The sequence below is a fragment of the Mesorhizobium ciceri biovar biserrulae genome (genome assembly GCF_001618845.1).
Taxonomy (GTDB): Bacteria; Pseudomonadota; Alphaproteobacteria; order Rhizobiales; family Rhizobiaceae; genus Mesorhizobium; species Mesorhizobium ciceri.
Window position 1 is genome coordinate 3,449,175 of record NZ_CP015064.1, and the last position, 26,052, is coordinate 3,475,226.

Sequence of the window (26,052 nt, forward strand, 5' to 3'; positions counted from 1 at the left end):
CCCGGCCGAACCGGGAGGCGGACCGTAGATTTAGCTTCCAGTGATCAGGCGACCTCGCGTTGAGGCTCCGCATCCGAGTCGATCAACTGCTTCTTGCCGGGTTGCTCGAGCGAACCCGCTTTGGCTTCGGACCCTATCTCAATGCGCCGAGGCTTGAGTTCCTCGGGCACTTCGCGGACCAGGTCCACTGACAGCAAGCCATTCTCGAGGTTGGCCGCCTTGACCTTTACGTGGTCGGCAAGTTTGAACACCTGCTTGAAGTTGCCCGTCGCCAAGCCGCGATGAAGGACCTCCCGATTTTCCTGGTCGGGTTTCCTTTGGCCGACGACAGACAATTCGGGGCCGTTCTGCATGAGTTCGACCTCATCGAGAGCGAAGCCGGCGATAGCCATCGTAATGCGATAGTCGTTCTCGCCGGTCTTCTCGATATTGTAGGGAGGCCAGTCGGAGCGTACGCTTTTTTCGAGCATATCGAAGAGACGGTCGAAGCCGACCGTTGTGCGGTAAAGAGGGGTATAATCAGAGCTTCTCATAGCCATATCCTCCGTGAAGCAACATGGATTACGAGGCTGTCGCAGCGTCGCTGCGACGCCAGTATGTCGAGCCGAAGCCTCGACGGAAAACGATCTGGTAATCGTGTTTTTTTCCTTCAAGAGGGGCGACAAAAATATTTTTGGCCGGCAGGCAGGTGCCCAAGGCGCTGCCTTGCGTGCTGGTGGCCACTGCGCGATGTTGACGCCAGGGGTGGATGCGAATCATGCGAAAAATTTTGATGTCAGGACTGCTGCTCGCGGCAGCCTTTTCCGCGAACCCGGCCCACGCGCTGGACAGCAGCGGCACGCCTGTCGTCGTGACCCCTCTTGCGTCGCGCACGACGACCGCGTCCGGCCAACCGATCACGCTGCCGCAGAAGAACGTGCAGGTGCTGGTCTCGACCTACGACATCGCGCCGGGCGCGACCTTGCCGGTCCACAGGCACCCTTTCCCGCGCTATGCCTATGTCCAGGCCGGCACGCTGAAGGTCACCAATGTCGAGACCGGCGACAGCAACACCTACAAGGCCGGCGATTTCATCATCGAAATGATCGGCCAGTGGCATCAGGCCACCAATATCGGTGATATCGAGGTGAAGCTTCTGGTGATCGATCAGGTCGAGCAAGGCGCCAAGAACACGGAATTGCGCCAATAACCGCGAAGTCCGTGCCCGGCGCGAAAGTCTGTTTGCGCTTTCGCAGCAACCGGCGCGGTGGTAGGGCTGGCCGGGAAATCATGGAATGGATCGCCCCTTGACCAAAGCTCTCCGCCTGCCGCTGATCGAAATCTGTGTCGAAGGCATTGACGGCCTTCTCGCGGCGCAAGCCGCCGGCGCCGACCGGGTCGAACTGTGCGCCAGCCTCGTCGAAGGCGGGATTACGCCAAGCCTCGGCACGATCCGCGCCGCCATCGAGCAGGCAAACGTGCCGTTTCACGTCATGGTGCGGCCGCGCGGCGGCGATTTTCTCTACAGTGAGACCGAATATGCCTCGATGCTGGCAGATGTCTCGGCACTGCGCGAACTCGGCGTGCCCGGCGTGGTGTTTGGCTGCCTGAACGCCGATGGCACCATGGACGAGGCGCGCATGAGCGAACTGACGCAGGCCGCCGGCCCCTTGAACGTCACCTGCCATCGCGCCTTCGACATGACGCGCGAGCCGGCCGAGGCGCTCGAATCGCTGATCCGCAGCAAGGTCGGCCGCGTGCTGACCAGCGGCCAGCGTGACACTGCCATCGAAGGCTTGCCGCTGTTGGCGGATCTGGTGCGGCAGGCCGGCGACCGCATCGTCATCCTCGGCTGCGGCGGACTGGATTTGCACAACATTGCCGAAGTGCGCAGCAGAACCGGCCTGTCCGAAATGCATTTTGCCGCCCTCAAGGATGTGCCGAGTGCCATGGACTACCGCAATCCCCATGTCGGCATGGGTGGCTCCGATCTCGATCGCGAGTATCGCAACACGCTGACCGACACAGCGCTGGTGGCGGCAACGATCGCGGCAGCCAAGGCATGACCTCGACCCCTGCCCCGATAGCCCGTGTATCGGCCCAAGACGAAGCGGCGATCCTGGCGCTCAACAACGAGCATGCCGCGGAACTGTCGTGGCTGGAGGCTGAGCGGCTGTCCTTCCTGCTTGGCGAAGCATTTTACACCAGGCGCATCGGCGATCTCGAAGCCTTCATCATGACCTTCGACAAGGACGCCCGCTACGACAGCCCGAATTTCCTGTGGTTCCGCGAGCGCTATGAGCGCTTCGTCTATGTCGACCGGGTCGTCGTGGCGGCGCACGCACGCGGCCGCGGCCACGCCCGCCGGCTCTATCAGGACCTGTTCGGCCATGTTGAGCGCGCCGGCCACACGCTGGTCACCTGCGAAGTCAACACCGCCCCGCCGAACCCCGCCTCGGATGCCTTTCACGCCGCGCTCGGCTTCGTCGAGGCCGGCGGCGCCGTCATCCATGGCGGCAAGAAAGCGGTGCGCTATTACGCCAGGCAGATCAGCGCCTGACAGACCAGGCAGATCCGCGCACGAAGACGAGGACTACTGGAACAGGGCTGTCGCACTCACCAGCGTCATCCAGAACCCCCAGACCAACGGGATGCCGACCAGCAGCCAGGCCAGCGTGAGTTTGATCGAATTCTCGTTGTCTTGCGCCATGGTCGGTCTCCTCAGAGCTGATCCCGAAAAGTGGACTCCGGTTTCGGAAAAGATCATGCTCAAACAATAAGATAGAGCCCATCCCGATTCTATCGGGATGGAACTGACTCTAAGCCACCGCTGGTTCGGTCTTCATGTGGAAGCGCGCATTGACGGGCCGCATCATCAGGTTGAGCAGGAGGCCGACAACCAGCAGGCCGGCCATGATGTACATGGTGACCGTGTAGGCGTCGGCCTTCGCAACGCCGCTGTCGATCTGGTACTGCCGGATATAATTCACCAGCACCGGGCCAAGCACGCCCGCCACCGACCACGCGGTCAGCAATCGGCCATGGATGGCGCCGACGTAACGCACGCCGAAGACGTCGCGCAGGTAAGCGGGAATGGTGGCGAAGCCGCCGCCATACATGCTGAGGATGATCCCGTAGAACAGCACGAACAGGAAAACGCTGCCGGTCTGGCCGGTCCACGGCACCGCCGCATAGAGGACGACGCCCAGCGCGAAGAAGATGGCATAAGTTGTCTTGCGGCCGATATAATCGCTGGTCGAGGCCCAGAAGAAGCGGCCGAGCATGTTGAAGATCGACAGCAGGCCGACGAAGCCGGCGGCAGCGGCAGGCGTGATGCGTCCCGGAAACATCTCCTGGCTCATCGCCGAGGCCTGGCCGAGCACGCCGATCCCTGCCGTCACATTAAGGCACAGCACGCCCCACAGCAGCCAGAACTGCGGCGTCTTCAACGCATCGTCGAGATGGACATTGGACGTCGTCACCATCGCATTCTGTGCCGCCGGCGGCGTCCATCCGGCAGGCCTCCAGCCCTCCGGCGGCACCCTGACGATAACGGCGCCGATCAGCATGAAGACGAAATAGACGATGCCCAGCACCAGGAAGGTTTCGGCGACGCCGATGTGCTCAGGCGTCGAAAACAGCTTCATCAGATAAACCGACAGCGGCGAGGCGATGAAGGCGCCGCCGCCGAAGCCCATGATCGCCATGCCGGTTGCCATGCCCGGCCGGTCCGGAAACCAGGTGATCAGCGTCTTGACCGGCGAGATATAGCCGAGGCCGAGACCGATGCCGCCCAGCACGCCGTAGCCGAGATAGATGATCCACAACTGGTGCAGATAGACCCCGAGCGCCGAGACAATGAAGCCGCCGCCGAAACAGCAGGCAGAAGCGACCATGGCTTTGCGCGGACCGACGCGATCCAGCCAGCCACCGCCGAACGCCGCCGCAATGCCCAGGAACAGGATCGCGATCGAGAAAATCCAGCCGAGGCCGGTCAATTTCCAGTCGTCGGGCGCCGAGTCGGTGATGCCGATCAGCTTAGACATCGGCAAGTTGAAAACGCTGAACGCATAGGCCTGGCCGATGCAAAGGTGGATGCAGAGCGCCGCCGGCGGCACCATCCACCTGCTGAAGCCAGGCTCGGCGACAATGCGTGAGCGGTCGAGCCAGCCGCCCGCCCTTTCCCCGGTCGTATCCATTCCATCCTCCCAGATGCGTCTTCGAACCATCTTCTCAGATGTGTCCTGCGAACAAACTAGGCGGGTAAGCCGGCGAGGCAATAAGGAATGCCTGCCATACGACCAATGTCTAATGAGACTGGCCCAGATCGGAAAGCAGGTCATTGCCTTCCCGAAAGTTAGATTAGAAACAATTAATTGACTGTCTTCTTATGAAGCGCGATCCCTCCACCTGCACTCACGATCATCTGGCCGGGCACGACGGCATTCACCAGTTGCGGTTGAGCCATTCGCGCGCCGGGCGCTCTATGAGGTAGTAGCTGCAGGCCGCGCAAGCGAAGACCGCGGCCAGCATCGGTATCGGCGCGCTGCCTTGCTCATAGACGAATTTGTAGAACGGCTGCTGCCATAAATAGAGCGAGTACGACCACAGCCCCAGCGTCGCCATCGGCCAGGACGACAGCAATCCGGAAAAATACCGTGGGCTGAAATCGAGTGCGTTGACGGCCAGAGCCAGCAGCGGCACCGCGAAGAGATAGTGCATCGGCGTCGGCACCCGATCCAGGAACAGGACAACGGCACAGACCGTCGCCACCAGGGCCACATGCTTGCCTCTCAAAAACGCCGGCAGCCTGCCGTCGGCCTTGAGCAGGCAGATCGAAGCCGACAGCAGGATCGACGCGATGTGCACATCCGTGCGCCAATAAGTGGTTTCGTAGTCCATCCCCAAGACCCAGTACGAAACCGCGCCATTGGCCATGGCCAGCAAGGCCAGCGCCAGGAGCAGCACGACCACGCGAGAGCGACTTGAGACGATGACGCTGATCAGCGCCAGGATGATGTAGGCATGCTCCTCGATGCAGAGCGACCAGATATGGTCGAGCGCCCCTGCCCGAGCCACGAGAATGCCGGCATAATTGTAGGTGAATGTCAGCGCCGTCAGCGCGGCCTTCCATTTGAAGGCGAGGAACGTGCCGGAGAGCGCGATCATCGCGACGACTACGAAGACCAGAAGAGCCGGATAGATGCGGGAGAAGCGGCGTTTGAAGAATTTTTTCAGCGGGTAGCGTTCGATGAACAGGATCTCGCCCATCAGCCGGCCGCTGAGCACGAAGAAGAATTCGACGCCCAGCACGCCAAGATTGATTCCCGGAACCGGAAAGAAATGGCCGATCAGAACCAGCGCGATCGAAAGCCCGCGCCAGCCGTCGAGATAGGCCAGTCTTGTTCTGGTTGATCTGTCGGCGGCGGATCGGGACGGAACGACATGCGTCGCGGAAATGTCGGTCATGCCGATCCTCTCGCAATAGGTATGCGAAGGGTACGACGGTACATTTCGAACCCAGCTCGCATTCCCGCCCAGTCCATATTGCAGTGCAATATGAATTTGTGCAAGTGCGAGATTGCTGCCGGATCAGGTCCGGGCGATGTATCGGCCGGAATTGCTTCAAGCAGTGCGGCGGCCATGCCAGCAGCAACTGAACGGATGCAGGCCGCCGCACGAGAAAAAGGGGCCACGGAGGCCCCCTTTCCTTGTCTGCGACCGATCGTATTAGAAACTGTTTCGAAACTCGCCCTGGCGAGTCATATGGTGGTGGTTTCGAGAACCGGAGCGGAGCGTGCTTTTGGTACGTGAGCACCGGAAGCACAGAAAACGCCATCAGATGGCCGCCGGAGTAGAGTTTCCAAACAGTTTCTCAGGCGTTGGCTGCCGCAACCGCGCGCTTGGCCATCACCGCGATCAGATTGGCGCGATAATCGGCCGAGGCATGGATGTCGGTCATCAGATTCTTCGCCGGCACTTTCACACCTTCCAGTGCCGAGGCCGCGAAATTCTTGGCCAATGCTGCCTCGATTTCCTTCGAGCGGAAGACGCCGTCATCGCCGGCTCCAGTGACGGCGACGCTGACGCCATCCTTGCCCTTGGCAACGAACACGCCGACGATGGCGTAGCGCGATGCCGGATTGCGGAACTTTTCATAGGCCGCCTTGGCCGGCGCGGTGAAGGTGACCGCGGTGACGATCTCGCCTTCCTTCAACGAGGTCTCGAACAGACCCTTGAAGAATTTGTCGGCAGCGATCTCGCGCTTGTTGGTGATAATGGTGGCGCCCAGCGCCAGCAGCGCCGCCGGATAATCGGCCGCCGGGTCGTTGTTGGCGATCGAGCCGCCGATCGTCCCCTTGTGGCGCACCGCCGGATCGCCGATCAGTGACGCCAGATGGGCAAGCGCCGGACAGGCCTTCTTCAGCTTCTCGTCATTGGCAACGGCGTGATGCGTGGTCGCGGCGCCGATGGTGACGGTCTTGCCCGACACCTTGACGCCCTGCAGCTCCGCGATCCGCGACAGGTCGACAAGGTCTGACGGCGCGGCAAGCCGCGTCTTCATCGCCGGGATCAGCGTCATACCGCCCGAAAGCAGCTTGGCGTCGCCTGTCTTGACCAGCTTGGCAGCATCGGCGACCGAGGCGGCGCGGTGATAGTTGACTGCGTACATGGAATTCTCCCTTGGGTGAATGGGCGAATAGGGAGTAGCGAATAGCGAATAGGATCTATCCAGTCGCACCGCCTTCTCTTCCCTATTCGCTACTCCCTATTCGCTATTCGCCTTCAGTGTTTCGTCGCGCGGATCGCGGCCCAGACGGTGGACGGCGAAGCCGGCATGGCAAGATCGTTGCTGCCGATGGCGTCGGTGAGGGCGTTGATCACCGCCGGCGGCGAGCCGATGGCGCCGGCCTCGCCGCAGCCCTTGATCCCCAACGGATTGCCCGGGCAAGGCGTGTTCGAGGTCGAAACCTTGAACGACGGCAGATCGCCGGCGCGCGGCATGGTGTAGTCCATGTAGCTCGCGGTCAAAAGCTGGCCGCTATTGTCATAATGGGCGCCTTCGAGCAGCGCCTGGCCGATGCCTTGCGCCAGCCCGCCATGCACCTGGCCCTCGACGATCATCGGGTTGATGATGTTGCCGAAATCGTCGGCAGCGACGAACTGGACGATCTCGGTGACGCCGGTTTCCGGGTCGACCTCGACCTCGCAGATATAGCAGCCCGCCGGGAAGGTGAAATTCGACGGATCGTAGAACGCCGTCTCCTTCAGCCCGGGCTCCATGCCGCCCGGCAGGTTGTGGGCAGTGTAGGCGGCCAGCGCCATCTGGAACCACGGCACGTTCTTGTCGGTGCCGGCGACCTTCAGCGCGCCATTCTCGATGACGATATCGCCTTCGTCGGCTTCGAGCAGGTGTGCCGCGATCTTCTTGGCCTTGGCCTCGACCTTGTCGAGGGCCTTGACGATGGCCGACATGCCGACTGCACCCGAGCGCGAGCCATAGGTGCCCATGCCCATCTGCACCTTGTCGGTGTCGCCATGCACGATCGAGACCGAATCGAGCGGCACGCCGAAGCGCTCGTTGACCAGTTGCGCGAAGGTCGTCTCATGGCCCTGGCCGTGGCTGTGCGAGCCAGTCAGCACCTCGATCGTGCCGACCGCGTTGACGCGCACTTCCGCCGATTCCCAAAGGCCGACACCGGCGCCGAGCGAGCCGACGGCAGCAGACGGCGCGATGCCGCAGGCTTCGATGTAGCAGCTCATGCCAATGCCGCGCAGCAGCCCCTTCTTGGCGGCGGCGGCCTTGCGCTTGGCAAAGCCGGCATAATCCGACGCCTTCATTGCCGCATCGAGCGAAGCGGCATAGTCGCCGGCGTCATAGCACATGATGACCGGCGTCTGATGCGGAAACGCTGTGACGAAGTTCTTGCGCCGCAGCTCGGCCGGCGAGACGCCGAACTGGCGGGCCGCCGTCTCCATCATGCGCTCCATGACGAAGGTCGCTTCCGGCCGCCCTGCCCCGCGATACGCATCGACGGGCGCGGTGTTGGTATAGATCGCCTTCACATTGGCATGGATGGCCGGGATATTGTACTGGCCCGACAGCAGCGTCGCATAGAGGTAGGTCGGCGTCGCCGACGAAAACAGCGACATATAGGCGCCGAGATTGGCCTGGGTTTCGACCTTCAGGCCGAGGATCCTGTGGTCCTTGTCAAAGGCCATTTCAGCATGGGTGTGATGGTCGCGGCCATGCGCGTCGGTCAGAAAACTCTCGGTCCGGTCAGCCACCCATTTGACCGGCACGCCGGTCTTCTTCGACGCCCACAGGCAGACGATCTCTTCGGGATAGATGTAGATCTTTGAGCCGAAACCGCCGCCGACATCGGGCGCGATCACGCGCAGCTTGTTTTCCGGCGCGACATTGTAGAAGGCGCTCATCACCAGCCGCGCCACATGCGGGTTCTGCGAGGTCGTCCAGCAGGTGTAGTGATCCTCGGCCTTGTCGTAATGGCCAAGTGCGGCGCGCGGCTCCATGGCGTTAGGCACCAGCCGATTGTTGATGATGTCCATCTTGACGACATGGGCTGCCTTCCCGAAGGCCGCTTCCGTGTCGTCGGCATTGCCGATGTCCCAGTCGAAGATCAGATTGTTGTCCGCTTCGGGGTGGATCTGCGGCGCACCCTTGTCCATCGCCTTGGAGGCGTCGACGACGGCCTTCAACTCCTTGTAGGTGATCTCGACCGCCTCGGCGGCGTCACGCGCTTGCCCCTTGGTCTCGGCGACGACAATGACGACGGCGTCACCGACATAACGGACCCGGTCGAAGGCGAGTGGCGACCATGCCCCCATCTTCATCGGCGAGCCGTCCTTGGAGTGGATCATCCAGCCGCAGATGAGATTGCCGATGCCATCGGCCTTGAGTTCCTTGCCGGTCAGCACGCCGATGACGCCGGGCATGCCTTGGGCCTTCTTCACATCGATCTTCTTGATCTGCGCATGCGCGTGCGGACTGCGCACGAAGGCGGCGTGCTTCATGCCGGGAACCACCATGTCGTCGACATAGCGGCCGGCGCCCGTGATGAATCGTTTGTCTTCCTTGCGCGCGACCCGAGCGCCAACACCTTCAATGCCCATCAGAAATTCCTCCCGAGATTGTAGGGGAGTAGGTGAGTAGGGCAGTACGGCAGTAGGGAAAAATTGGCTCCGATTCCCTACTGCCCTACTGCCTTATTGCCCTACTGCCTCGTTCAAGCCGCTTGTTTCGCCTTACCCTTCGACCCCTTCATCGTCGTCGATGCGGCGAGGATCGCCTTGACGATGTTGTGGTAGCCGGTGCAGCGGCAGATGTTGCCGTCGAGCTCGGCACGCACCGTCGCCTCGTCGAGCCCCTCGGGGTGGCGGCCGATCATGTCGGTCGCCGTCATGATCATGCCCGGCGTGCAGAAGCCGCACTGCAGCCCGTGATGTTCCTTGAAGGCGGCCTGCACCGGATGCAGGTCGGCGCCATTGGCCAGGCCCTCGATCGTCAACACGGTCGAGCCGGAGGCCTGCACCGCGAGCATCGTACAGGATTTGACCGCCTTGCCGTCGACATGGACGACGCAGGCACCGCATTGCGAGGTGTCGCAACCGACATGCGTGCCGGTAAGGCCGAGATTTTCCCGCAGGAAGTGAACCAGAAGTGTTCGGTCCTCGGCAGCACCGCTGACCCGCTTTCCGTTCACCATCAACGAAACGTCCGACATGGTCCCTCCCTGGGTATCAACCTTGGTCATCACGTTGCCAACGCGGCGTTGGCGCATCGGCCATGCGTTATTGGTACACTGCACATCGGACAAAAAACAGCACGTCGCAAACGCGGCACATTGTACTTTCGGTCATGGCCGCCCCCAAACATGCGGTGCCGGTGGCCCCATTGCCAAACCGCCGATTGAAGGCAACAATGTCGGTCGACGCCCGCGCGCCAGAAGCATTTAAAACAGCCGCGCACAAAAAAGCGTCGGAGGAAATGCGGAGAACATCGCTGGCCAATTCACAGACGCGCTATGCATGCGGCCTGTCGGCGCTCACCACGGACGAGCCCGACATGGAGGCGTTCGCCAAGGCGATCGCACTGGAAGCAGCCGCCATCGACGCGGGCTTTGCCCTGCTGTTCTTTTCCCAGAGCCTGGTCGAAGCCAGCGCCCTTTCCCAGGCGCTCATGACCCACGCGCCGGCGCTCCACCACGCCGGCTGCTCGACTGCCGGCGAGATCACGCCGCAAGGTCTCGAGGATGGTCATGTGCTGGCCATGCTGCTTCCGTCCCCCGCGTTTACCGCCGTCAGCGTGATGGTCGAAAATCTGTCCTCGTCGGGTATGGACAGGATCACCGGCGAGGTCGAGACCCTGCGGCGATCGCTGCGCGCGCGCCTCGGTTGCGATCGGACCAAAGGCACTTTCGCGCTCTGCTTCATCGACGGGCTCTCCTATGCCGAAGAAGCGGTGAGTTCAGCCATCCACTGGGGTCTCGATGACATTCCGCTGCTTGGCGGCTCCGCCGGCGACGATCTGAAATTCGAGACGACGCGCCTGATCTCGAACGGCAAGGTCACCTCCGACAGCGCCATCATCGTGCTGATATCGACCGAAATTCCCTTCCATGTCTTCAAGACCGACAATTTCGTTCCCACCGATGAGAAACTGGTGGTGACGGCTTCCGATCCAGATCACCGCATCGTGCGCGAGTTCAACGCCACCAATGCGGCGCAGGAATATGCCGCGTCCGTCGGTATCGTCGCGCAGATGCTGACGCCACTGAGCTTCGCCTCGCATCCCGTGGTGGTGAAGGTGGGCGGACAATATTATTGCCGGTCGATCCAGAAGATGCATGCCGACGGCTCGCTGTCGTTCTTCTGCGCCATAGACGATGGCGTCGTGCTGTCGATCGCTCAGCCCAAGGACATGGTCGAATCGACGCGCGCCGCCCTGCGCGACGTCGAGGAGAGGCTTGGCGGTATCGACATGATCCTCGGCTTCGACTGCGTGCTGCGCCGGCTGGACGCACGCAATCGGCAGGTGTTTCGCGAGATCTCGGAACTCTACCGGGTCAACAATGTCATCGGCTTCGGCACCTATGGCGAACAGTACCGGTCGATGCATCTGAACCAGACTTTCACCGGCATCGCCTTCGGCGAGCGCCAGGCGGCGGAATAGGACGGCGCAACGAGATGCCGCTGAGGGACATAAACGATCTTGAAAAGCTGAAGAAGATCAACGCGGCACTGGTCAGCCGCGTCGAGCGCTCGATGGACCAGCAAGGCAACGCCTTTTCGCTGTTCCAGACCACGATCTCGCTGGAAAACCGGGTGCGTACACGTACCGAGGAACTTCACTCGACCTTGCGGCGGCTGGAGCAGTCGAACATTGACCTCAGTGCCGCCAAGGAAAACGCCGAACTGGCGAACCTGTCAAAAACCCGTTTCCTCGCCGCTGCCAGTCACGACGTGCTGCAGCCGCTGAATGCCGCCCACCTTTCGGTTTCGGCGCTCGCCGAAGTTCAGACCAGCGACGAGGGCAAGAAACTGGTGCGGCAGGTCGAGCGCTCGCTGGAGACGATGGAGGACCTGCTGCGAACCCTGCTCGACATCTCCAAGCTCGATGCCGGCGTGGTGCAGCCCGACATAAGCGACGTCAGCCTGGAGGCGCTGTTCTCGTCGCTCCGCTCGGATTTCCTGCCGGTGGCGGAGATGAAAGGCCTGTCGCTGAAATTCCGGCCGGTCCATGCCGTGGTCCGCTCCGACCGCACGCTGCTGCGCCGTATCCTGCAGAACATTCTCTCCAACGCGCTGGGCTATACACGCTCGGGCGGCGTGCTTGTCGGCACCAGGCATCGCGGCGACACCATCCGCATCGACGTCGCCGACACGGGCTGCGGCATTCCCGACGACCAGCGCGAGGCGGTGTTCGAGGAGTTCCACCGCGGCACCTCGCCGGCCAATGCCGAACTGGACGGTGGCGGTCTCGGGCTCGGGCTCGCCATCGTGCGCCGCATGGCCAGCGCGCTCGGCCATCCCGTGACATTCTCGTCGAAGGTCGGACGCGGCACGATCTTCCACATCGATGTACCCGTCGGCATCGGTGCGCCAGCCGATGCCATCGCCAGCGTTGCCGATATGGAACGGCCGCGCGGCTATGGCCTGTTCGGCACCAAGGTGCTGCTGGTCGAGAACGATATCGAAGTGCTGCAGGCCATGACCTTCCTCCTCGAACGCTGGCAATGCCTGGTGCGGGCCGCGACCTCGACCGACGATGCGCTAGACATGCTTGGCGACACCGACTGGGTGCCCGACATCGTCATTGCCGACCAGCATCTCGACGGCGGCGATCTCGGCACCACGACCATCGCCGAAGTCCGCGACTATCTCGGCCGCGCCGTGCCGGCGCTGATCGTCACCGCCGACAGTTCGGAAGCGGTCGCCAAAGCCGCCCGCTCCGGCGGCATCGAACTGATGCGCAAGCCACTGAAGCCGGCCCAACTAAGGGCGCTGCTGGCGCATTTGCTGGCTTAGCTTCATACCCTCCCCTTGAACGGCAGGGTAAAAGCTCAAAACCCGGCCTGATCGCGAAACAGCTCCGCATTGTCCAGCTTCGACACCTCGATCACCGCTTGCGTGCGGCTGTAGACATTGAGCTTGCGCAGGATTTCCGACACATGCGCCTTCACCGTGGTCTCGCCCACCTGCAGCTCATAGGCGATCTGCTTGTTGAGCAGGCCCTGGCGCAGCATCTGCAGCACGCGCAGCTGTTGCGGCGTCAGTGTCGACAGGCGCTGCACCATGTCGGCGCGGTCGGCGCTGTCGGCATCCGGCGGCCGGCCTTCATAGGTCTCCGGCACATAGATCGCGCCTTCCATCACCGAGCGGATGGCTGCGGCGAGGTCGCTCTTGCGCGCCGATTTCGGGATGAAGCCGGCAGCGCCATAGGACAGCGCTTCGGAAATGATCTTCGGCTCCTCGTAACCAGAGACGATCACCACGGGCAGGCGCGGATAGCGGGTCCGGAGTTGCAGCAGGCCGTCAAAACCGTGCACGTCGGGCATCGAGAGGTCGAGAAGCGCGAGGTCGAACGGCTTGGCATCGGCCAGAAGATCGAGCGCCTCGGTGATCGAGCGCGCCTCCACCGTGTCGACTTCCGGATAGGCCATCTGCACGGCGCTGTGCAGCGCCTCACGAAACAGCGGATGGTCGTCGATGATCAGGAACCGGGCGCGATCGTGGGTTGCGGTCATGGGGTTCATTTCAGTTCGTGAGCGATTAGAATAACCTCTCCACCATGGCCAGATTATTGCCAAATAGTATATCGCCATCTCCGGCGGAAAGTGCCGCCGGCACTTTCTCGACCAAATCGCCTTGTCCAGGCCCCCAAATCGGTCGAATGTTCCGGCAACCAAGCAGAGACCCTTGATGACAGAATTCGTCCTTCCCCTGCCCGCAACCGCATCGGTGGCCGTTGCCGGCTCGTCCGATCGTTTTGCGGTGCGCCGTATCTACTGCGTCGGCCGCAACTACGCGGCGCATGCCCGCGAATTCGGCAATGACGAGCGTGATCCGCCCTTCTTCTTCACCAAGCCGGCCGACGCGGTGGTCGATTCCGGCACCGCTATCCCCTACCCGCCGCTGACGGCCAATCTGCACCACGAGATCGAACTGGTGGCCGCGATCGGCAAAGCCGGCTTCCGCATTGCCCGCGACAAGGCGCTGGACCATGTCTGGGGCTACGGCGTCGGCATCGACCTCACCCGCCGCGACCTGCAGGACGAGGCCAAAAAGGCTGCCCGGCCCTGGGACTGGTCGAAGGCCTTCGACCGCTCCGCCCCTTGCGGCCCGCTGGTCCCTGCGGCGAAATCCGGACATCCGCAAAAGGGCCGCATCTGGCTCGCCGTCAACGGCAAGGTCAGGCAGGATGCCGACCTCGCCGAACTGATCTGGCCGGTACCGGATATCGTGTCGATCTGCAGCGAGGCGATGGAGCTCGAGCCCGGCGACCTGATCTTCACCGGTACGCCAGCAGGCGTCGGCGCGGTTGGCCCCGGCGACACGATGACCGGCGGCGTCGACGGCATCGGGACCATCGAAGTGACCATCGGCCAGCCGAAGTGAGCGCATGAGCGAACTCGTCCTGCACAACTACTACCGCTCCTCCACCTCGTATCGGGTGCGGATCGCGCTGGAGATGAAGGGGCTGAGCTACGACTACGTCCCGCATCATTTGCGCCATGGCGAGCACCTCGAACCAGCCTATCTCGCGGTCAATCCGCAAGGGCTGGTGCCGGCGCTGGTGCTCGGCGACGGCACGCTGCTGACGCAATCGCTGGCGATCATCGAATTCCTCGACGAGACCAGCCCGGAACCACCGCTATTGCCACGGGATGCGGCCGGTCGGGCACGGGTCAGAATGCTGGCGCAGATGATCGCCTGCGACATCCACCCGGTGAACAATCTGCGCGTGCTGACCTCGCTGCGCACGCTGTTCGGCGCCGGCGACGAGGACGTCGTCAACTGGTTCCGCCACTGGGTGAACGAGGGCTTTCAGCCGCTTGAAATGATCCTGGCCTTGTCGGCGGAGACCGGAACATTCTGCCATGGCGACGCGCCGGGTCTGGCTGACATCTGCCTCGCCGCACAGATTGCCAGCAATGCCCGCTTTGGCGTCGATCTGACGCCCTACCCGACGATCGCGCGCATCAACGCCGCCTGCATGGCGCTGCCGGCCTTCCAGAAAGCGGCGCCCCAGAACCAGATCGATGCCGAATAGAGAAGCCACCGATCCAGAGGAAGTAAAGGCGCTTGCCGACATCGAGGCCTATGGCTGCCATATCCTGTACGTGCTGGAGGAAGGCGACCTGGCGCCCTTCGCCTATTCAGTCGGTATCGAGCACAATTTCGGGGCTCCAGAATTTGTCGTGATAGGTCTGAAGCCTGAAATCTCGCAGTCCATCATCAACGAGTATTGCAGACGGGTCCACTCAGGCGAGGTTTTCGAACCAGGACAGCGAACGTCCGGCTTCGTCAAAGACTTCGACTGCCAGTTCGACGCTGTTCATATCGAGCACTACCCCGAGCATTTCGGCTGGGATCTCTGGTTCTACGACGGCCCGGATTTCCGTGTCGTGCAGCTGATTTTTCCGACGACTGAAGGCATCTGGCCATGGGACGCCGAGGCCGACGACTGGTTCCGAGCCTGGCAGCCGCTGCTCGACACGGCTCCCGCGTCCCAGGCCTGATCGACGGCATCAATTTCGGACTCGCCGCGCCAAGGAATCGGCTATCTTCGCGCTTCGATGCGCGTGGTCCGTGAAATTATTTGGAGTTATCGATGAAAGCCGTCGTCTTCGAGAAATTCGGCGAAGCGCCGAGGATCCAGACCGTTCCTGATCCGAAGCCGGCAGCCGATGGCGTCGTCATCAAGGTCGAGGCGACCGGTCTGTGCCGCAGCGACTGGCATGGCTGGATGGGTCATGACGATGGCATCACGCTGCCGCACGTGCCGGGCCATGAACTTGCCGGCATCGTCGTCGCCGCGGGCAAGCAGGTCACACGCTGGAAGGCCGGCGAGCGCGTCACAGTGCCGTTCGCCGTCGGCTGCGGCCGCTGCTTCGAGTGTAATTCGGGCAATCACCAGGTCTGCGAGCACCAGACACAGCCTGGCTTCACCGGCTGGGGCTCGTTTGCCGAATATGTCGCCATCGAACATGCCGACACCAATCTTGTGCGCCTGCCCGACGAGATGGAATTCGCCACCGCCGCCAGCCTCGGCTGCCGCTTCGTCACTTCGTTTCGAGCCATTGTCGACCAGGGCCGGGTGAAGCCGGGCGAATGGGTCGCGGTGCATGGCTGCGGCGGCGTCGGCCTGTCGGCGATTATGATTGCCAGCGCCATGGGCGCCAATGTCATCGCCATCGATCTCACCGACGAGAAACTGGATTTCGCCAAAAAGATCGGCGCCGTCGCCACCATCAATGCATCTACGACGCCGAACGTGGTCAAGGCGGTCAAGCAGATCACCAATGGCGGCGCGCATATGTCGATGGACGCGCTCGGCCACCCCACCACCTCGTTCAATTCGATATCCAATCTGCGCCGGCGCGGCCGCCATGTGCAGGTCGGCCTGATGCTGGGCGAGCATGCCCGGCCGCAGGTGCCGATGGACAAGGTGATCGCCTTCGAGCTCGAAATCCTCGGCAGCCACGGCATGCAGGCCTACCGCTACCAGGCGATGATGGACATGATCCGCAACGGCAAGCTGAAGCCCGAACTGCTGGTCGGCAAGAGGATCAGCCTCGACGAGGCGCCTGCGGCCCTGATGGCGATGGGCGGCTTCGAGGGCATTGGTATTGGGGTGGTGACGAAGTTTTAGGCGAGGACGGCACCGTCGTCAGGCGATCGCGCGTCGTGGCAATTCCTGCTTCGCGAATCGCTTGGCGCCTACGACGCAAAGCACCACGCCAAGCGTGACGACCACCATCAACGAACTGACCTGTTCGTGCAGCAGCGTCGCTGCCAGTGCCAGTCCGAAGAATGGCTGCAGCAGCTGCAACTGTCCGACCGCGGCGATGCCGCCTTGCGCCAGGCCGCGATACCAGAACACGAAGCCGATCAGCATGCTGAACAGCGAGACATAGGCAAGCCCCATCCACGCACTGACGCCGACGCCGTCGAACGACGGCGGCATGGTCATCAGCGTCAGCACCAGCATGACCGGCAGCGACAGCACCAGCGCCCAGCAGATCACTTGCCAGCCGCCGAGCCTGCGCGACAGCGCGGCGCCCTCGGCATAGCCGAGGCCGCAGGCGATGATGGCAGCCAGCATCAGACCGTCGCCGACCGGCGAGGCCGTCACGCCCTGCGTCAGCGCAAAGCCCGCGACCAGCGCACTGCCTATGCATGAAAACAACCAGAACGCCGGGCGCGGCCGATCGCCGCCGCGCAGCACGCCGAATATCGCAGTGGCCAGCGGCAGCAGGCCGACGAAGATAATGGAATGGGCCGTGGTGACGTGCTCGAGCGCCAGCGCGGTCAGCAAGGGAAAGCCGACAACCACGCCAAGTGCCACGATCACCAGCGACAGCAGATCGCCGCGCTCCGGGCGTTTCTGCCGAAACAGGAGCAGGAGCGCAAGGCCAAGCAGTCCGGCAATCGCCGCCCGGGCCGAGGTCAGGAATGTCGGATCGAATTCCCTGACCGCCACGCGCGTCGCCGGCAGCGAGCCGCTGAAGATCAACACACCGATGAATCCATTCATCCAGCCACTCGCGGTCTTGTCCATCGTATGCTCCGTTTGTCGGCTCCGTATCAGGCGGAGCCGGTAGTATCGCCAGAGACAGTGCGGTACAATTATGCAAAACTGTCATGGTCAGCAGAGCAGTACGGATGGACAAGCAGACTACAGGAAGCGAGAGCGGCGGTACGCTGGTCGAAGGCGTCATGGCGACGATCCGCCAGCGGATCGCGGCGCGCAGCCTGACGCCGGGAGGGCAATTGCCGTCGATCCGCGCCTTTGCCAAATCCATGCGAGTGTCCAAATCCACCGTGGTCGAAGCCTATGAGCGGCTCGCCGCCGAAGGCGCGATCCGCTCGCGGCCGGGCTCCGGCTTCTATGCCGCCGGATCGCTGGCGCCGCTGTCGCTGGCCGAAATCGGCCCCCGCCTCGACCGCGCCGTCGATCCGCTCTGGATCTCGCGACAGTCCCTGGAGGCCGGCGATGACATGCTGAAGCCCGGCTGTGGCTGGCTGCCCGCTTCATGGATGCCACAGGCAGGGCTGCGCCGGGCGCTGCGCACGGTGGCGCGTGCCGACGATGTCGCACTGGCCGATTACGGCACGCCGCTCGGCCTGCCACCGCTGCGGCAATTGCTGGCGCGGCGCATGGCCGGGCATGGCATCGAGGCCTCGCCCGAGCAGATCATGCTGACGGAATCAGGCACGCAGGCCGTCGACCTCCTGTGCCGGTTCTTGATCGAGCCCGGCGACACCGTGCTGGTCGACGACCCCTGCTACTTCAACTTCCACGCCCTGTTGCGCGCTCACCGGGCTAAGGTCGTCAGCGTTCCCTACACGCCGTCGGGGCCGGATATCGATCTGTTCGCGCAGGCGTTGGCCGAGCATCGGCCACGCCTCTACATCACCAATTCCGCCATCCACAATCCGACCGGCGCGGTGCTGTCGCCAGTCACCGCGCACCGGCTGCTGAAACTCGCCGATCAATCGCAATTGACCATTGTCGAGGACGACATCTTCGCCGATTTCGAACATGCGCCCGCCCCCAGGCTGGCGGCGTTCGATGGTCTCAACCGCGTTGTCCATATCGGCAGCTTCTCCAAGACACTGTCGGCATCGGTTCGCTGCGGCTTCATCGCCGCACCGCGCGACTGGATCGAGCCCCTGACCGACCTCAAGATCGCCACGACCTTCGGCGGCGGCCGGCTCGCGGCCGAACTGGTGCTGACGTTGCTGAAGGACGGCAGCTACCGCAAGCACATGGATTTGCTGCGCGCGAAGCTTGCGCGCGCCATGGGCGAGACGGCCGCCCACCTGAAAGCGATCGGCATCACGCCGTGGATCGACCAGCCGGCTGGCCTCTTCCTGTGGTGCAGCCTGCCGGACGGCGTCGATGCGGCCGAAGTCGCCCGCCGCTCGCTGGCCGACAACATCGTGCTGGCGCCCGGCAACGCATTCAGCCTGTCCGGAACGGCTGGCCGTTTCCTGCGCTTCAACGTTGCCCAATGCGCGGACGAGCGGATTTTCAGGGTGCTCGAGGCGGCGATGGCGCGTTGACGCGCATCAAGCTGATCCTGTTGCCTGGGCAACCTTCGGCTGCTAGGGAAACGCGAGCGCACTCGAGAGAATGTCTGCGCCATCATTTTCCGGGATAGCGTTTATGGGAACCAGCAAGTCAGCAGACAAGTAGGCCGCAACAGCACTTCGTTGTTGCGGCGGCCCGTCATTTCCCATCTTCAGTGAGAACGGCAGATCGCCGCCAAATGTAGCCATTTGAGCGGATGTTCAATCATGCCTCTTCCAAAAAACCCGACATGGACCACTTCCCTGCCAGCAGCCATGGTGCTGATGGCGCCCTTCGACATCCTGGCCTCGCTGGCCATGGACATCTACCTCCCGATTGTCCCGGCGATGCCGGGGATCCTCGAGACATCGCCTGATGTCATCCAGCTGACGCTGAGCCTCTACATGATCTGTCTTGGGCTCGGCCAAGTCGTCTTCGGCCCGATTTCCGACAGGATCGGCAGGCGCCCGGTGCTGATCGGTGGCGCGCTTTTGTTTTCAGGCGCTTCCTTCTGCTCGCCAGCACCTCGCTGGCCGCTGTCTTCGTCGTCCTGCGCGTCGTGCAGGCCATTGGTGCGTCCGCCATTCTCGTTGCAACCTTCGCAACGGTTCGCGACGTCTATGCGCAAAGACCCGAAAGTGCCGTCATTTACGGCCTGTTCAGCTCGATGTTGGCTTTCGTGCCGGCGTTGGGGCCGGTTGCCGGTGCGTTGATTGCCGACAATTTCGGCTGGCGGGCGATCTTCCTGACGCTCGGAGTCCTGGCCACGACGGCTACCCTCAACGCATGGCCGAAATGGCACGAAACCCGCCCCTCGAATGGCGATACCAGGCGAATGGCGCTTCGACCCATTCTCTCCAGTCTTGCCTTCTGGACCTACACGCTTGCATTCAGTGCCGCCATGGGCGCCTTCTTCGTGTTCTTTTCGACTGCGCCACGGGTGCTCATGGATCGCGCCGGTTTTTCACAGTTCGGCTTCAGTCTAGCTTTCGCCACCGCGGCGCTGGTGATGATCGTCACCACCCGCTTCGCCAGAAGGTTCATTGCAAGCTGGGGCATCGCCGGCAGTGCCATCAGGGGCATGGCGATGCTGCTGTTCGGCGCGGCGCTATTGGCAGTGGGGCAACTGTTCGCACAGCCGTCCTTCGCGACATTTATCTTGCCGATGTGGGTCGTTGCCGTGGGTATCGTCTTCATTGTCTCAGTCACCGCAAACGGTGCACTCGAGGCGTTTGGCGATGTCGCGGGAACCGCAGTCGCACTCTACTTCTGCATCCAGAGCCTTGTCGTCGGCATCTTCGGCACGTTGTTCGTCGTCCTGCTCGGCGGAGACACGGCGTGGCCGCTGGTCGCCTACTGTTCGGTCATGGCGACGCTCACACTAAGCGCACTGAGGCATTTGCAGAAACGCCAAACCGAATAGACTGGACAGATGAGAAGCCTGGGCGGTTGGCGCAGGCTTCTCATCGTTGTCAGCGCGACGCCGCACACACCTCCCGCACACAGTCGCGCAACCAGCGTTGCGCCGGATCGGCATCGAGGCGCGGATGCCAGAGCATGGAGATAGTGACTTCCGCGGTGGCAACCGGCAGGGGAAAACTGCGCATGCCGGCGCGTGCGCCCTCGGTATGCCGCTCCGGAACGCTGGCGATCAGGTCTGATGTGCGGGCCATGGCAAGGGCTGCCGAGAAACCGGAAACCATGCACACGACGGTCCGCCGCAGCCCGAGCCGGTTCAAAGCCTCGTCGATCGGCCCTTTCTCGCGGCCACGCCGTGAAACGCTGATGTGTCGGCCTGCGGCATAGCGCTCAGGCGTCACCGCGCCCTCGGTCAAGGGATGGCCCGTTCGCACAGCGCCGATGAAGCGGTCGCGAAGCAACGCCTGGATGCGCACCTCCGGGCCGGTCTCGCCAGCGACGCCTATGTCCAGATCGATCGCCGCGTCGCGCAGCGACATGACGTCCCGGTCGGACTTCGGTGCAAAGCGCAGCCGCACGCCGGGCGCATCGGCCTGGATACGGGCAACGAGACGAGGTGCGAACTCTTCGACGAAGCTCTCATTGGTGCGCAGCGTGAAGACCCTGTCCAGGTTCGGGAGATCGAGCAAGGTGGCAGGGCGCAGGATCGCCTCCGCATCCTGGACGACAGGGCCTACCTGCTGTCGCAGTTCTTCCGCACGCGGCGTAGCCACAAGGCCTCGACCGGCGCGAACCAGCAGCGGATCGCCCGTCGCCTGGCGCAGTCGCGCCAGCGTGCGGCTCATCGCCGAAGGGCTGAGGCGTAGGCGGCTGGCGGCGCGCGCCACGCTGCCTTCGGTCAGCAGGACGTCGAGAGCGAACAGTAAGTTGAGATCGGGTGATGTCATCGGCAGATCATGACATGATATGGCGCCAAACGCACGAATGAGATGCAAATGCTGCGCCTTCCGCCACATTGGCCAAGGAACTAGATCTCCAGCAGTTCCGGTTGTGGGACTGATGGAAGGAGATCGCCGTGGCAATCGCTGAGCAAAATCCGGACGCGCTGACATCGGCGCCGCCACGGATGCAATCCGCCGGCTGGGCGTTGGCAAGCCTGTCGCTCGCCACACTGCTGTCGTCGCTGGGAACCAGCATTGCCAGCGTCGGGCTGCCGTCGCTGATGCAGAATTTCGGCGCGACGTTCCAGGCCGTGCAATGGGTTGTTCTGGCCTATCTCCTCGCCATCACCACACTGATCGTCAGCGCCGGCCGGCTGGCCGACATGTTCGGGCGCCGACCGTTGCTGCTTGGGGGCATCGCGCTGTTCACGTCCGCATCGGTGCTCTGCGGCCTGGCGCCGACACTCTGGCTGCTGATTGCCGCACGCGCCGTGCAGGGACTTGGCGCAGCGCTGATGATGGCGCTGACGCTGGCCTTCGTCGCCGAAACCGTGACCAAAGACAGAATCGGCGGCGCCATGGGCCTGCTCGGCGCCATGTCTGCGATCGGCACGACACTTGGCCCCTCGCTCGGCGGCCTTTTGATCACCGGCTTCGGCTGGCGGGCGATCTTCCTCGTCAATGTCCCGCTGGGAGTGCTCACCTTCGCTCTTGCCTGGCGTGCCCTGCCGGCACGCAATAAAACCGCGCGGCTCGACCGAGGCACGTTCGATGTCGTGGGCACCGCCCTGCTGGCCCTGACGTTGGCCGCCTATGCGCTGGCGATGACGCTGGGCAGAGGCAATTTCGGCACGCTCAACATCGGCCTGCTGATCGCCGCCGGAACTGGCGTTTTTCTTTTCGCCGCCGCGCAGGCGAGAGTGAAAAACCCCTTGATCCGGCTTGCCAGCTTCCGCGATCTCCAGCTGAGTGCCAGTCTCGCCATGAGCCTCGTCGTCGCCACGGTGATGATGGCGACGCTGGTGGTGGCTCCGTTCTACCTGTCGCGCGGGCTCGGGCTGGATGCTGCAATGGTGGGTGCGGTGCTGTCGACCGGCCCGCTCGTCTCGACCTTGTCGGCGCTGGTCGCCGGACGCCTGACCGACCGCTTCGGCGCTCATAGGATGATGGTCGCAGGCCTGCTCAGCCTCACGACAGGCACGTTCCTGCTGTCGCTCGCCATGACCAGATTCGGCATTGCCGGCTATATCGTTGCGATCACCGTCACCTGCATCGGCTACGCGCTGTTCCAGACGTCGAACAATGCAGCCGTCATGACTGGCGTTGACGCCGGTCAGCGCGGCGTCGTCTCCGGTCTGCTCAACCTTTCGCGCAATCTCGGGCTCATCACCGGCGCCTCGTTGATGGGCGCCATATTCGCCGTCGCATCGGCCGAAGGGCACGAAGGCATTGGTCTTCTGAGTTCCGAGGCCGCCGCCCGGGGAATGCAGGTCACCTTTCAGACGGCGACGGTGCTGGCGCTGGCTGCGCTGTTCCTCGCACTGCTCTCGGCCCGCGCCACAGGCCGCGCAGAATCCAGGGCTTCGTGACGCGCACACCGCTCAGAGAGTAGAATTTCCAAACAGGCTCAGGCACCTGCCCGCTTGCGGCGTTCATAGAGCATGACCAGCGTTTCCGCCGTCAAGGCAGGCTTTTCCTCGCCTTCGATCTCGACCGTGTTGGCCGCCTTCATCAGATACTGGCCCGGGCCCCTGTCCTCCATGGACAGCAGCGTGATGCGCAGTCTGATGCGGGCGCCGACCCTGACCGGCGCCAGGAAGCGTACTTTGTCGAAGCCATAATTGAAGGCGGCCTGCGTATTCTCGGGCACGATGCCCATGCCGAGCGCCAGCGCGCCGATGATCGACAGCGTCAGATAGCCATGCGCGATCGTCGTGCGGAACGGGCTTTGCCGCCGCGCCCTTTCAGGGTCGACATGAATCCATTGATGGTCGCCGGTGCATTCAGCGAACTGATCGATGCGGTTCTGGTCGACCGTCGTCCACTCCGACACGCCGAGTTCCAGCCCGGCCATCGTCCTCAACTGCTCGTAGGTAGGCGGCGTTTTAGGCCGTATTTCGTTCATTCCTGGTTTCCCGATCGCTTCCAGAGCCTCCGGACCACGAACTGACGGCCTCTGTCAATTCGCTCTACACGAATCCGTTCCGTCGATTTCGGCCGCAATCGTGCCACGCCGCCGGCGCAGTCGCAGGCCAACTCGGGCTTTCCGGGCTTCAGGGCGGCCGGCAGCCATGAACCGGTCCCGGCCACATCCGCTACTTCTTCTCGTAGCCGGCGCGGATTTCCTCCATCGCCTCCTTGATGCGGGTGCGCAGGATGTCGACCGATTCGGCACCGGATTTCTTGACCAGTTCAGCCACTTCGCCGGCATTTTTCAACGCGGCCTCGAAGGACTTTCTGGCAAACTCCGTCTGTTTGGCCATCAGTTCCTGCGGATTGCCCGGCGCCCTGTAGCTTTGCGCCATATCGGTGACCTCGCGCAGCGTATCCTGCAGCATCTCGCGCTGCCGGGACAACAGCGAGGTGGCGCCGGCGGCACCGGCTCGTGCCGATTTCTCCAGCGCTTCGAGGTTCTTGCGATGATGGGCAAGGATCGCCTCGACATCGACATTCGGCACCTTCAGGTCGCGGCCGAACCTGCCGAACATGTCCATGAAGGAATCGGATTCCGGTTGTTTTGCCATGCTTGTTTGCTCCCCTTTGCCGCGGATGCGGGCACCCTCGGATGGAGAATAACACTCGCGTGCCGTGAGTCCATTCGGACGCGGAGGAATGAGCGCCAGTCTGGCCGCGCATCAATTCACGAGGAACAGCCGCTCGGCCACATAGAGCACGACACCGGCGAGGCCGCCGATGATCATGCCGTTGAAGCGGATGTACTGCAGGTCCCGGCCGATGTTCATCTCGATCAGCCGCGTCAGTTGCGCGAGGTCCCAGCGTTTGACCTGGTCGGCGATGAATGTCGACACGCCGGCCTTCTGGCTCTCCACGAACGACGCCAGCGCCACCACGAACCCCTGGTTCATGTCGGCCCGGATCTGCGCATCGCCGGCAAGATGCCGGCCGACCTCGACGAACATGTTGGCGAGGTGCGCACGGATGACCGAATTCGGCGCCTTGGCATCCTGCTCGATGAACTGGCTGAGGCTTGCCCACATGTCGCCGGCCAATCCCTTGACCTCCGGCCGGCCCAGGAAGTCGCGCTTCAGCTTTTCGGCCCGTTTGGCGTATTGTTTCGATGTCCTCAGCTTATCGATGAAGCTTTGGGCGAAGCTGTCGAATTCGGCGCGCAGCGGGTGGTCGGGATCGGCCCTCACTTCGTCGAGCAGCGAGCCCGCCGAGGCGACGATCTTCTTCAGGAGATAGGCGTCGGCGCGGAACAGGTTGAACAGCGACGGCAGTTCCTCGCGGATTTTTTCGCGCATCGTTGCCAGCGCTTTTTCGTCATTGAGGAACCGCCCGATCACCTTGGTGAATTCGTCGAACAATTTCTGATGGCGGCGATCATCGGTAAGCGCCGAGAGCAGTTCGGCGGCCAGCGGCGCCAGCGGCACCTTTTCGATCTGTTCGAGCATGCGGCTTGTGACGAAGCCGCGCAGGCCGGATTGCTCTATCGCCGCAAGCGTCTGCGGCACCAGCCGCACGATGAAGCGCGACAGGCCGGCGGCGCGCTCCGTATCGGCCAGCCAATCGGCGACCAGCGCCGAAAAATCGACCTCGGCAAGCTTTTCACGCACCGGTTCGGGCGCCAGAAAGTTGACCTCGATGAAGCGGCCGAGATTGTCGGCGATGCGGTTCTGGTTCTCGGGGATAATGGCGGTGTGCGGGATCGGCAGCCCCAGCGGCCTTCGAAACAGCGCCACCACCGCGTACCAGTCGGCGAGGCCGCCGATGGTCGCCGCCTCGGCAAAGGCAGCGACGAAGCCGAGCCACGCATGGATGTGCTCGAACGATTTGGCGAGCGCAAACACCAGTACGCAAAGCGCCAGCGCGGCCGCCGCGAGGAATTTCGTCCGCCGCAACGCGGAAAGCTTGGCATCCGCTTCGGCATCGAAACGGACCGGCGTCAAGGGCGAAGCCGATTGTGACATGGGTGAGCCGCTCCTCGTCGATCTCAGCCTATCTAGTGTTCCGACGGCCGAAATACCCGCGACAGCCGGTTTCGCCCGGCATCTTGCCCGGCTGCGCACACAAAGTTGAGGAGAAAATTCATCTATCGCGCCAAGCTAGTCTGGAATTATTCCAAGGTATAGGCCATATTCCGCTTGGGCCAATGTGGCGAATCCGGAATTTCGGGTCAAAGCCGCATCAGCAAAATTTCCAGATCTGGCGTGGGTTGCACCGCCCCAGTGCCTTGTGAGGACAATATGCGGCTTACGCGCCAGACCAACTATGCCATGCGCATCTTGATGTATTGCGCGGCAAATGACGACCGATTGAGCCGTATTCCCGAGATCGCGGCCGCCTATTCTGTGTCGGAGCTTTTCCTGTTCAAGATCCTGCAGCCGCTGGTCGAGCACGGCCTCGTCCAGACCGTGCGTGGCAGGAATGGCGGCGTCAAGCTTGGCCGGGCGGCCGAAGCCATCAGCCTGTTCGATGTCGTGCGCGTGACGGAAGAGAGCTTCGCCATGGCCGAATGCTTCGAGAACGATGCCGCCGAATGCCCGCTCGTCGACAGCTGCGCGCTGAACTCGGCGCTGCGCGAGGCCCTGAATGCGTTTTTCGCAGTGCTCGCCCGCTATACGATCGCCGATCTGGTAGCGGCGCGGCCGAATGTACGCAACCTGCTCGGCATCGACATGCTGATGGAGCGCCGCGCCCCGGCTGCCTAGC

27 protein-coding genes and 1 pseudogene are annotated in these 26,052 nt (G+C 62.9%); 13 read left to right on the forward strand and 15 right to left on the reverse strand.

The window, feature by feature from the left end:
* Positions 1-44: 44 nt before the first annotated feature.
* Positions 45-533 carry an Hsp20 family protein gene (locus tag A4R29_RS16105; protein ID WP_063172330.1) on the reverse strand — a complete coding sequence of 163 codons (489 nt, stop codon included), beginning with the start codon at positions 531-533 and terminating at the stop codon, positions 45-47.
* 28 nt (positions 534-561) lie between these two features.
* The gene (locus tag A4R29_RS16110) at positions 562-840 is read right to left on the reverse strand and encodes a hypothetical protein (protein WP_164753782.1); all 279 of its coding nucleotides are present in this window, start codon (positions 838-840) and stop codon (positions 562-564) included.
* Here A4R29_RS16110 and A4R29_RS16115 point away from each other — a divergent pair.
* The 3 genes from A4R29_RS16115 (at position 758) to A4R29_RS16125 (ending at position 2,539) form a co-directional block, all read left to right on the forward strand.
* On the forward strand, positions 758-1,189 hold the full coding sequence (locus A4R29_RS16115) for a cupin domain-containing protein (RefSeq protein ID WP_024503833.1): 432 nt from the start codon (positions 758-760) through the stop codon (positions 1,187-1,189). The genes A4R29_RS16110 and A4R29_RS16115 overlap by 83 nt on opposite strands.
* Before the next feature lie 97 nt (positions 1,190-1,286).
* Positions 1,287-2,045 carry a copper homeostasis protein CutC gene (locus A4R29_RS16120; RefSeq protein ID WP_395316739.1) on the forward strand — a complete coding sequence of 253 codons (759 nt, stop codon included), beginning with the start codon at positions 1,287-1,289 and terminating at the stop codon, positions 2,043-2,045.
* Complete coding sequence (locus tag A4R29_RS16125; RefSeq protein ID WP_063172332.1) at positions 2,042-2,539, forward strand: GNAT family N-acetyltransferase; 498 nt, start codon at positions 2,042-2,044, stop codon at positions 2,537-2,539. The genes A4R29_RS16120 and A4R29_RS16125 overlap by 4 nt, the downstream gene beginning before the upstream one ends.
* 33 nt (positions 2,540-2,572) lie before the next feature.
* On the opposite strand, the gene A4R29_RS35635 is transcribed toward A4R29_RS16125, so the two are convergent.
* The 6 genes from A4R29_RS35635 to A4R29_RS16150 form a co-directional block, all read right to left on the reverse strand.
* Complete coding sequence (locus A4R29_RS35635; RefSeq protein ID WP_013531270.1) at positions 2,573-2,689, reverse strand: MFS transporter small subunit; 117 nt, start codon at positions 2,687-2,689, stop codon at positions 2,573-2,575.
* Positions 2,690-2,798: 109 nt separating this feature from the next.
* Positions 2,799-4,178 carry an L-lactate MFS transporter gene (locus A4R29_RS16130; RefSeq protein ID WP_063172333.1) on the reverse strand — a complete coding sequence of 460 codons (1,380 nt, stop codon included), beginning with the start codon at positions 4,176-4,178 and terminating at the stop codon, positions 2,799-2,801.
* Between the two features lie 247 nt (positions 4,179-4,425).
* Positions 4,426-5,448 (reverse strand): acyltransferase family protein, encoded by a 1,023-nt coding sequence (locus A4R29_RS16135; RefSeq protein ID WP_013531268.1) that lies wholly within the window; start codon positions 5,446-5,448, stop codon positions 4,426-4,428.
* Positions 5,449-5,854: 406 nt separating this feature from the next.
* Entirely contained in the window at positions 5,855-6,652 is a 798-nt protein-coding gene (locus A4R29_RS16140; protein WP_063172334.1) for an FAD binding domain-containing protein, read from the reverse strand.
* Between the two features lie 113 nt (positions 6,653-6,765).
* Positions 6,766-9,114, reverse strand: a complete 2,349-nt coding sequence (locus A4R29_RS16145; RefSeq protein WP_013531266.1) for a xanthine dehydrogenase family protein molybdopterin-binding subunit — start codon at positions 9,112-9,114, stop codon at positions 6,766-6,768.
* Between the two features lie 113 nt (positions 9,115-9,227).
* Entirely contained in the window at positions 9,228-9,725 is a 498-nt protein-coding gene (locus A4R29_RS16150; protein WP_013531265.1) for a (2Fe-2S)-binding protein, read from the reverse strand.
* 263 nt (positions 9,726-9,988) lie between these two features.
* On the opposite strand from A4R29_RS16150, the gene A4R29_RS16155 reads away from it, so the two are divergent.
* Positions 9,989-11,173, forward strand: coding sequence for an FIST signal transduction protein (locus tag A4R29_RS16155; RefSeq protein ID WP_050580471.1), 1,185 nt, complete (start codon positions 9,989-9,991; stop codon positions 11,171-11,173).
* A gap of 14 nt (positions 11,174-11,187) precedes the next feature.
* Positions 11,188-12,528 (forward strand): hybrid sensor histidine kinase/response regulator, encoded by a 1,341-nt coding sequence (locus A4R29_RS16160; RefSeq protein WP_013531263.1) that lies wholly within the window; start codon positions 11,188-11,190, stop codon positions 12,526-12,528.
* Between the two features lie 35 nt (positions 12,529-12,563).
* Here A4R29_RS16160 and A4R29_RS16165 read toward each other — a convergent pair whose 3' ends face one another.
* Complete coding sequence (locus A4R29_RS16165) at positions 12,564-13,247, reverse strand: response regulator (RefSeq protein ID WP_024503826.1); 684 nt, start codon at positions 13,245-13,247, stop codon at positions 12,564-12,566.
* 175 nt (positions 13,248-13,422) lie between these two features.
* Here A4R29_RS16165 and A4R29_RS16170 point away from each other — a divergent pair, with 175 nt between their 5' ends.
* From A4R29_RS16170 to A4R29_RS16185, 4 genes are all read left to right on the forward strand, one after another.
* Complete coding sequence (locus A4R29_RS16170) at positions 13,423-14,118, forward strand: fumarylacetoacetate hydrolase family protein (RefSeq protein WP_063173705.1); 696 nt, start codon at positions 13,423-13,425, stop codon at positions 14,116-14,118.
* Positions 14,119-14,122: 4 nt separating this feature from the next.
* Entirely contained in the window at positions 14,123-14,773 is a 651-nt protein-coding gene (gene maiA / locus A4R29_RS16175) for a maleylacetoacetate isomerase (RefSeq protein ID WP_063172335.1), read from the forward strand.
* Positions 14,763-15,242, forward strand: a complete 480-nt coding sequence (locus tag A4R29_RS16180) for a DUF4262 domain-containing protein (RefSeq protein ID WP_063172336.1) — start codon at positions 14,763-14,765, stop codon at positions 15,240-15,242. Before maiA ends, A4R29_RS16180 begins: the two co-directional genes overlap by 11 nt.
* Positions 15,243-15,334: 92 nt before the next feature.
* Complete coding sequence (locus A4R29_RS16185) at positions 15,335-16,375, forward strand: zinc-dependent alcohol dehydrogenase family protein (protein ID WP_027160451.1); 1,041 nt, start codon at positions 15,335-15,337, stop codon at positions 16,373-16,375.
* A gap of 18 nt (positions 16,376-16,393) precedes the next feature.
* Here A4R29_RS16185 and A4R29_RS16190 read toward each other — a convergent pair whose 3' ends face one another.
* Entirely contained in the window at positions 16,394-17,284 is an 891-nt protein-coding gene (locus A4R29_RS16190) for a DMT family transporter (protein ID WP_024503822.1), read from the reverse strand.
* 104 nt (positions 17,285-17,388) lie between these two features.
* Here A4R29_RS16190 and A4R29_RS16195 point away from each other — a divergent pair, with 104 nt between their 5' ends.
* On the forward strand, positions 17,389-18,792 hold the full coding sequence (locus A4R29_RS16195) for an aminotransferase-like domain-containing protein (protein ID WP_063172337.1): 1,404 nt from the start codon (positions 17,389-17,391) through the stop codon (positions 18,790-18,792).
* A 179-nt stretch (positions 18,793-18,971) separates the two neighbouring features.
* On the opposite strand, the gene A4R29_RS35060 is transcribed toward A4R29_RS16195, so the two are convergent.
* Entirely contained in the window at positions 18,972-19,118 is a 147-nt protein-coding gene (locus A4R29_RS35060) for a hypothetical protein (protein ID WP_244506988.1), read from the reverse strand.
* Here A4R29_RS35060 and cml point away from each other — a divergent pair.
* A pseudogene (cml, locus tag A4R29_RS16200) lies at positions 19,075-20,222 on the forward strand (CmlA/FloR family chloramphenicol efflux MFS transporter). The gene A4R29_RS35060 and the pseudogene cml sit on opposite strands and share 44 nt — an antisense overlap.
* A 49-nt stretch (positions 20,223-20,271) precedes the next feature.
* Here cml and A4R29_RS16205 read toward each other — a convergent pair.
* Complete coding sequence (locus tag A4R29_RS16205) at positions 20,272-21,165, reverse strand: LysR family transcriptional regulator (RefSeq protein WP_063170254.1); 894 nt, start codon at positions 21,163-21,165, stop codon at positions 20,272-20,274.
* A gap of 128 nt (positions 21,166-21,293) precedes the next feature.
* Between A4R29_RS16205 and A4R29_RS16210 the strand changes: the two genes are divergently transcribed.
* Positions 21,294-22,748 carry an MFS transporter gene (locus A4R29_RS16210; RefSeq protein ID WP_063172338.1) on the forward strand — a complete coding sequence of 485 codons (1,455 nt, stop codon included), beginning with the start codon at positions 21,294-21,296 and terminating at the stop codon, positions 22,746-22,748.
* A 38-nt stretch (positions 22,749-22,786) separates the two neighbouring features.
* Here the strand turns inward: A4R29_RS16210 and A4R29_RS16215 are convergent, their stop codons facing one another.
* From A4R29_RS16215 to A4R29_RS16225, 3 genes are all read right to left on the reverse strand, one after another.
* Complete coding sequence (locus A4R29_RS16215) at positions 22,787-23,284, reverse strand: MaoC family dehydratase (protein WP_013531248.1); 498 nt, start codon at positions 23,282-23,284, stop codon at positions 22,787-22,789.
* 190 nt (positions 23,285-23,474) lie between these two features.
* Positions 23,475-23,903: a phasin family protein gene (locus tag A4R29_RS16220; RefSeq protein WP_024503818.1), complete on the reverse strand. Its 429-nt coding sequence runs from the start codon at positions 23,901-23,903 to the stop codon at positions 23,475-23,477.
* Positions 23,904-24,014: 111 nt separating this feature from the next.
* Positions 24,015-25,310 carry a DUF445 domain-containing protein gene (locus tag A4R29_RS16225; RefSeq protein ID WP_063172339.1) on the reverse strand — a complete coding sequence of 432 codons (1,296 nt, stop codon included), beginning with the start codon at positions 25,308-25,310 and terminating at the stop codon, positions 24,015-24,017.
* Between the two features lie 276 nt (positions 25,311-25,586).
* On the opposite strand from A4R29_RS16225, the gene rirA reads away from it, so the two are divergent.
* Complete coding sequence (gene rirA, locus A4R29_RS16230) at positions 25,587-26,051, forward strand: iron-responsive transcriptional regulator RirA (protein WP_013531245.1); 465 nt, start codon at positions 25,587-25,589, stop codon at positions 26,049-26,051.
* The last annotated feature ends 1 nt before the right edge of the window (position 26,052 follow it).

What these genes read in the sequence shown, in the direction of transcription:
- A4R29_RS16105 (WP_063172330.1), bottom strand. Translation starts at nt 533, where the DNA reads ATGAGAAGCTCTGATTATACCCCTCTTTACCGCACAACGGTCGGCTTC.
- A4R29_RS16115 (WP_024503833.1), top strand. Translation starts at nt 758, where the DNA reads ATGCGAAAAATTTTGATGTCAGGACTGCTGCTCGCGGCAGCCTTTTCC.
- A4R29_RS16125 (WP_063172332.1), top strand. Translation starts at nt 2,042, where the DNA reads ATGACCTCGACCCCTGCCCCGATAGCCCGTGTATCGGCCCAAGACGAA.
- A4R29_RS35635 (WP_013531270.1), bottom strand. Translation starts at nt 2,689, where the DNA reads ATGGCGCAAGACAACGAGAATTCGATCAAACTCACGCTGGCCTGGCTG.
- A4R29_RS16130 (WP_063172333.1), bottom strand. Translation starts at nt 4,178, where the DNA reads ATGGATACGACCGGGGAAAGGGCGGGCGGCTGGCTCGACCGCTCACGC.
- A4R29_RS16135 (WP_013531268.1), bottom strand. Translation starts at nt 5,448, where the DNA reads ATGACCGACATTTCCGCGACGCATGTCGTTCCGTCCCGATCCGCCGCC.
- A4R29_RS16140 (WP_063172334.1), bottom strand. Translation starts at nt 6,652, where the DNA reads ATGTACGCAGTCAACTATCACCGCGCCGCCTCGGTCGCCGATGCTGCC.
- A4R29_RS16145 (WP_013531266.1), bottom strand. Translation starts at nt 9,114, where the DNA reads ATGGGCATTGAAGGTGTTGGCGCTCGGGTCGCGCGCAAGGAAGACAAA.
- A4R29_RS16150 (WP_013531265.1), bottom strand. Translation starts at nt 9,725, where the DNA reads ATGTCGGACGTTTCGTTGATGGTGAACGGAAAGCGGGTCAGCGGTGCT.
- A4R29_RS16155 (WP_050580471.1), top strand. Translation starts at nt 9,989, where the DNA reads ATGCGGAGAACATCGCTGGCCAATTCACAGACGCGCTATGCATGCGGC.
- A4R29_RS16160 (WP_013531263.1), top strand. Translation starts at nt 11,188, where the DNA reads ATGCCGCTGAGGGACATAAACGATCTTGAAAAGCTGAAGAAGATCAAC.
- A4R29_RS16165 (WP_024503826.1), bottom strand. Translation starts at nt 13,247, where the DNA reads ATGACCGCAACCCACGATCGCGCCCGGTTCCTGATCATCGACGACCAT.
- A4R29_RS16170 (WP_063173705.1), top strand. Translation starts at nt 13,423, where the DNA reads ATGACAGAATTCGTCCTTCCCCTGCCCGCAACCGCATCGGTGGCCGTT.
- maiA (WP_063172335.1), top strand. Translation starts at nt 14,123, where the DNA reads ATGAGCGAACTCGTCCTGCACAACTACTACCGCTCCTCCACCTCGTAT.
- A4R29_RS16180 (WP_063172336.1), top strand. Translation starts at nt 14,763, where the DNA reads ATGCCGAATAGAGAAGCCACCGATCCAGAGGAAGTAAAGGCGCTTGCC.
- A4R29_RS16185 (WP_027160451.1), top strand. Translation starts at nt 15,335, where the DNA reads ATGAAAGCCGTCGTCTTCGAGAAATTCGGCGAAGCGCCGAGGATCCAG.
- A4R29_RS16190 (WP_024503822.1), bottom strand. Translation starts at nt 17,284, where the DNA reads ATGGACAAGACCGCGAGTGGCTGGATGAATGGATTCATCGGTGTGTTG.
- A4R29_RS16195 (WP_063172337.1), top strand. Translation starts at nt 17,389, where the DNA reads ATGGACAAGCAGACTACAGGAAGCGAGAGCGGCGGTACGCTGGTCGAA.
- A4R29_RS35060 (WP_244506988.1), bottom strand. Translation starts at nt 19,118, where the DNA reads ATGGCCAGCGAGGCCAGGATGTCGAAGGGCGCCATCAGCACCATGGCT.
- A4R29_RS16205 (WP_063170254.1), bottom strand. Translation starts at nt 21,165, where the DNA reads ATGACATCACCCGATCTCAACTTACTGTTCGCTCTCGACGTCCTGCTG.
- A4R29_RS16215 (WP_013531248.1), bottom strand. Translation starts at nt 23,284, where the DNA reads ATGAACGAAATACGGCCTAAAACGCCGCCTACCTACGAGCAGTTGAGG.
- A4R29_RS16220 (WP_024503818.1), bottom strand. Translation starts at nt 23,903, where the DNA reads ATGGCAAAACAACCGGAATCCGATTCCTTCATGGACATGTTCGGCAGG.
- A4R29_RS16225 (WP_063172339.1), bottom strand. Translation starts at nt 25,310, where the DNA reads ATGTCACAATCGGCTTCGCCCTTGACGCCGGTCCGTTTCGATGCCGAA.
- rirA (WP_013531245.1), top strand. Translation starts at nt 25,587, where the DNA reads ATGCGGCTTACGCGCCAGACCAACTATGCCATGCGCATCTTGATGTAT.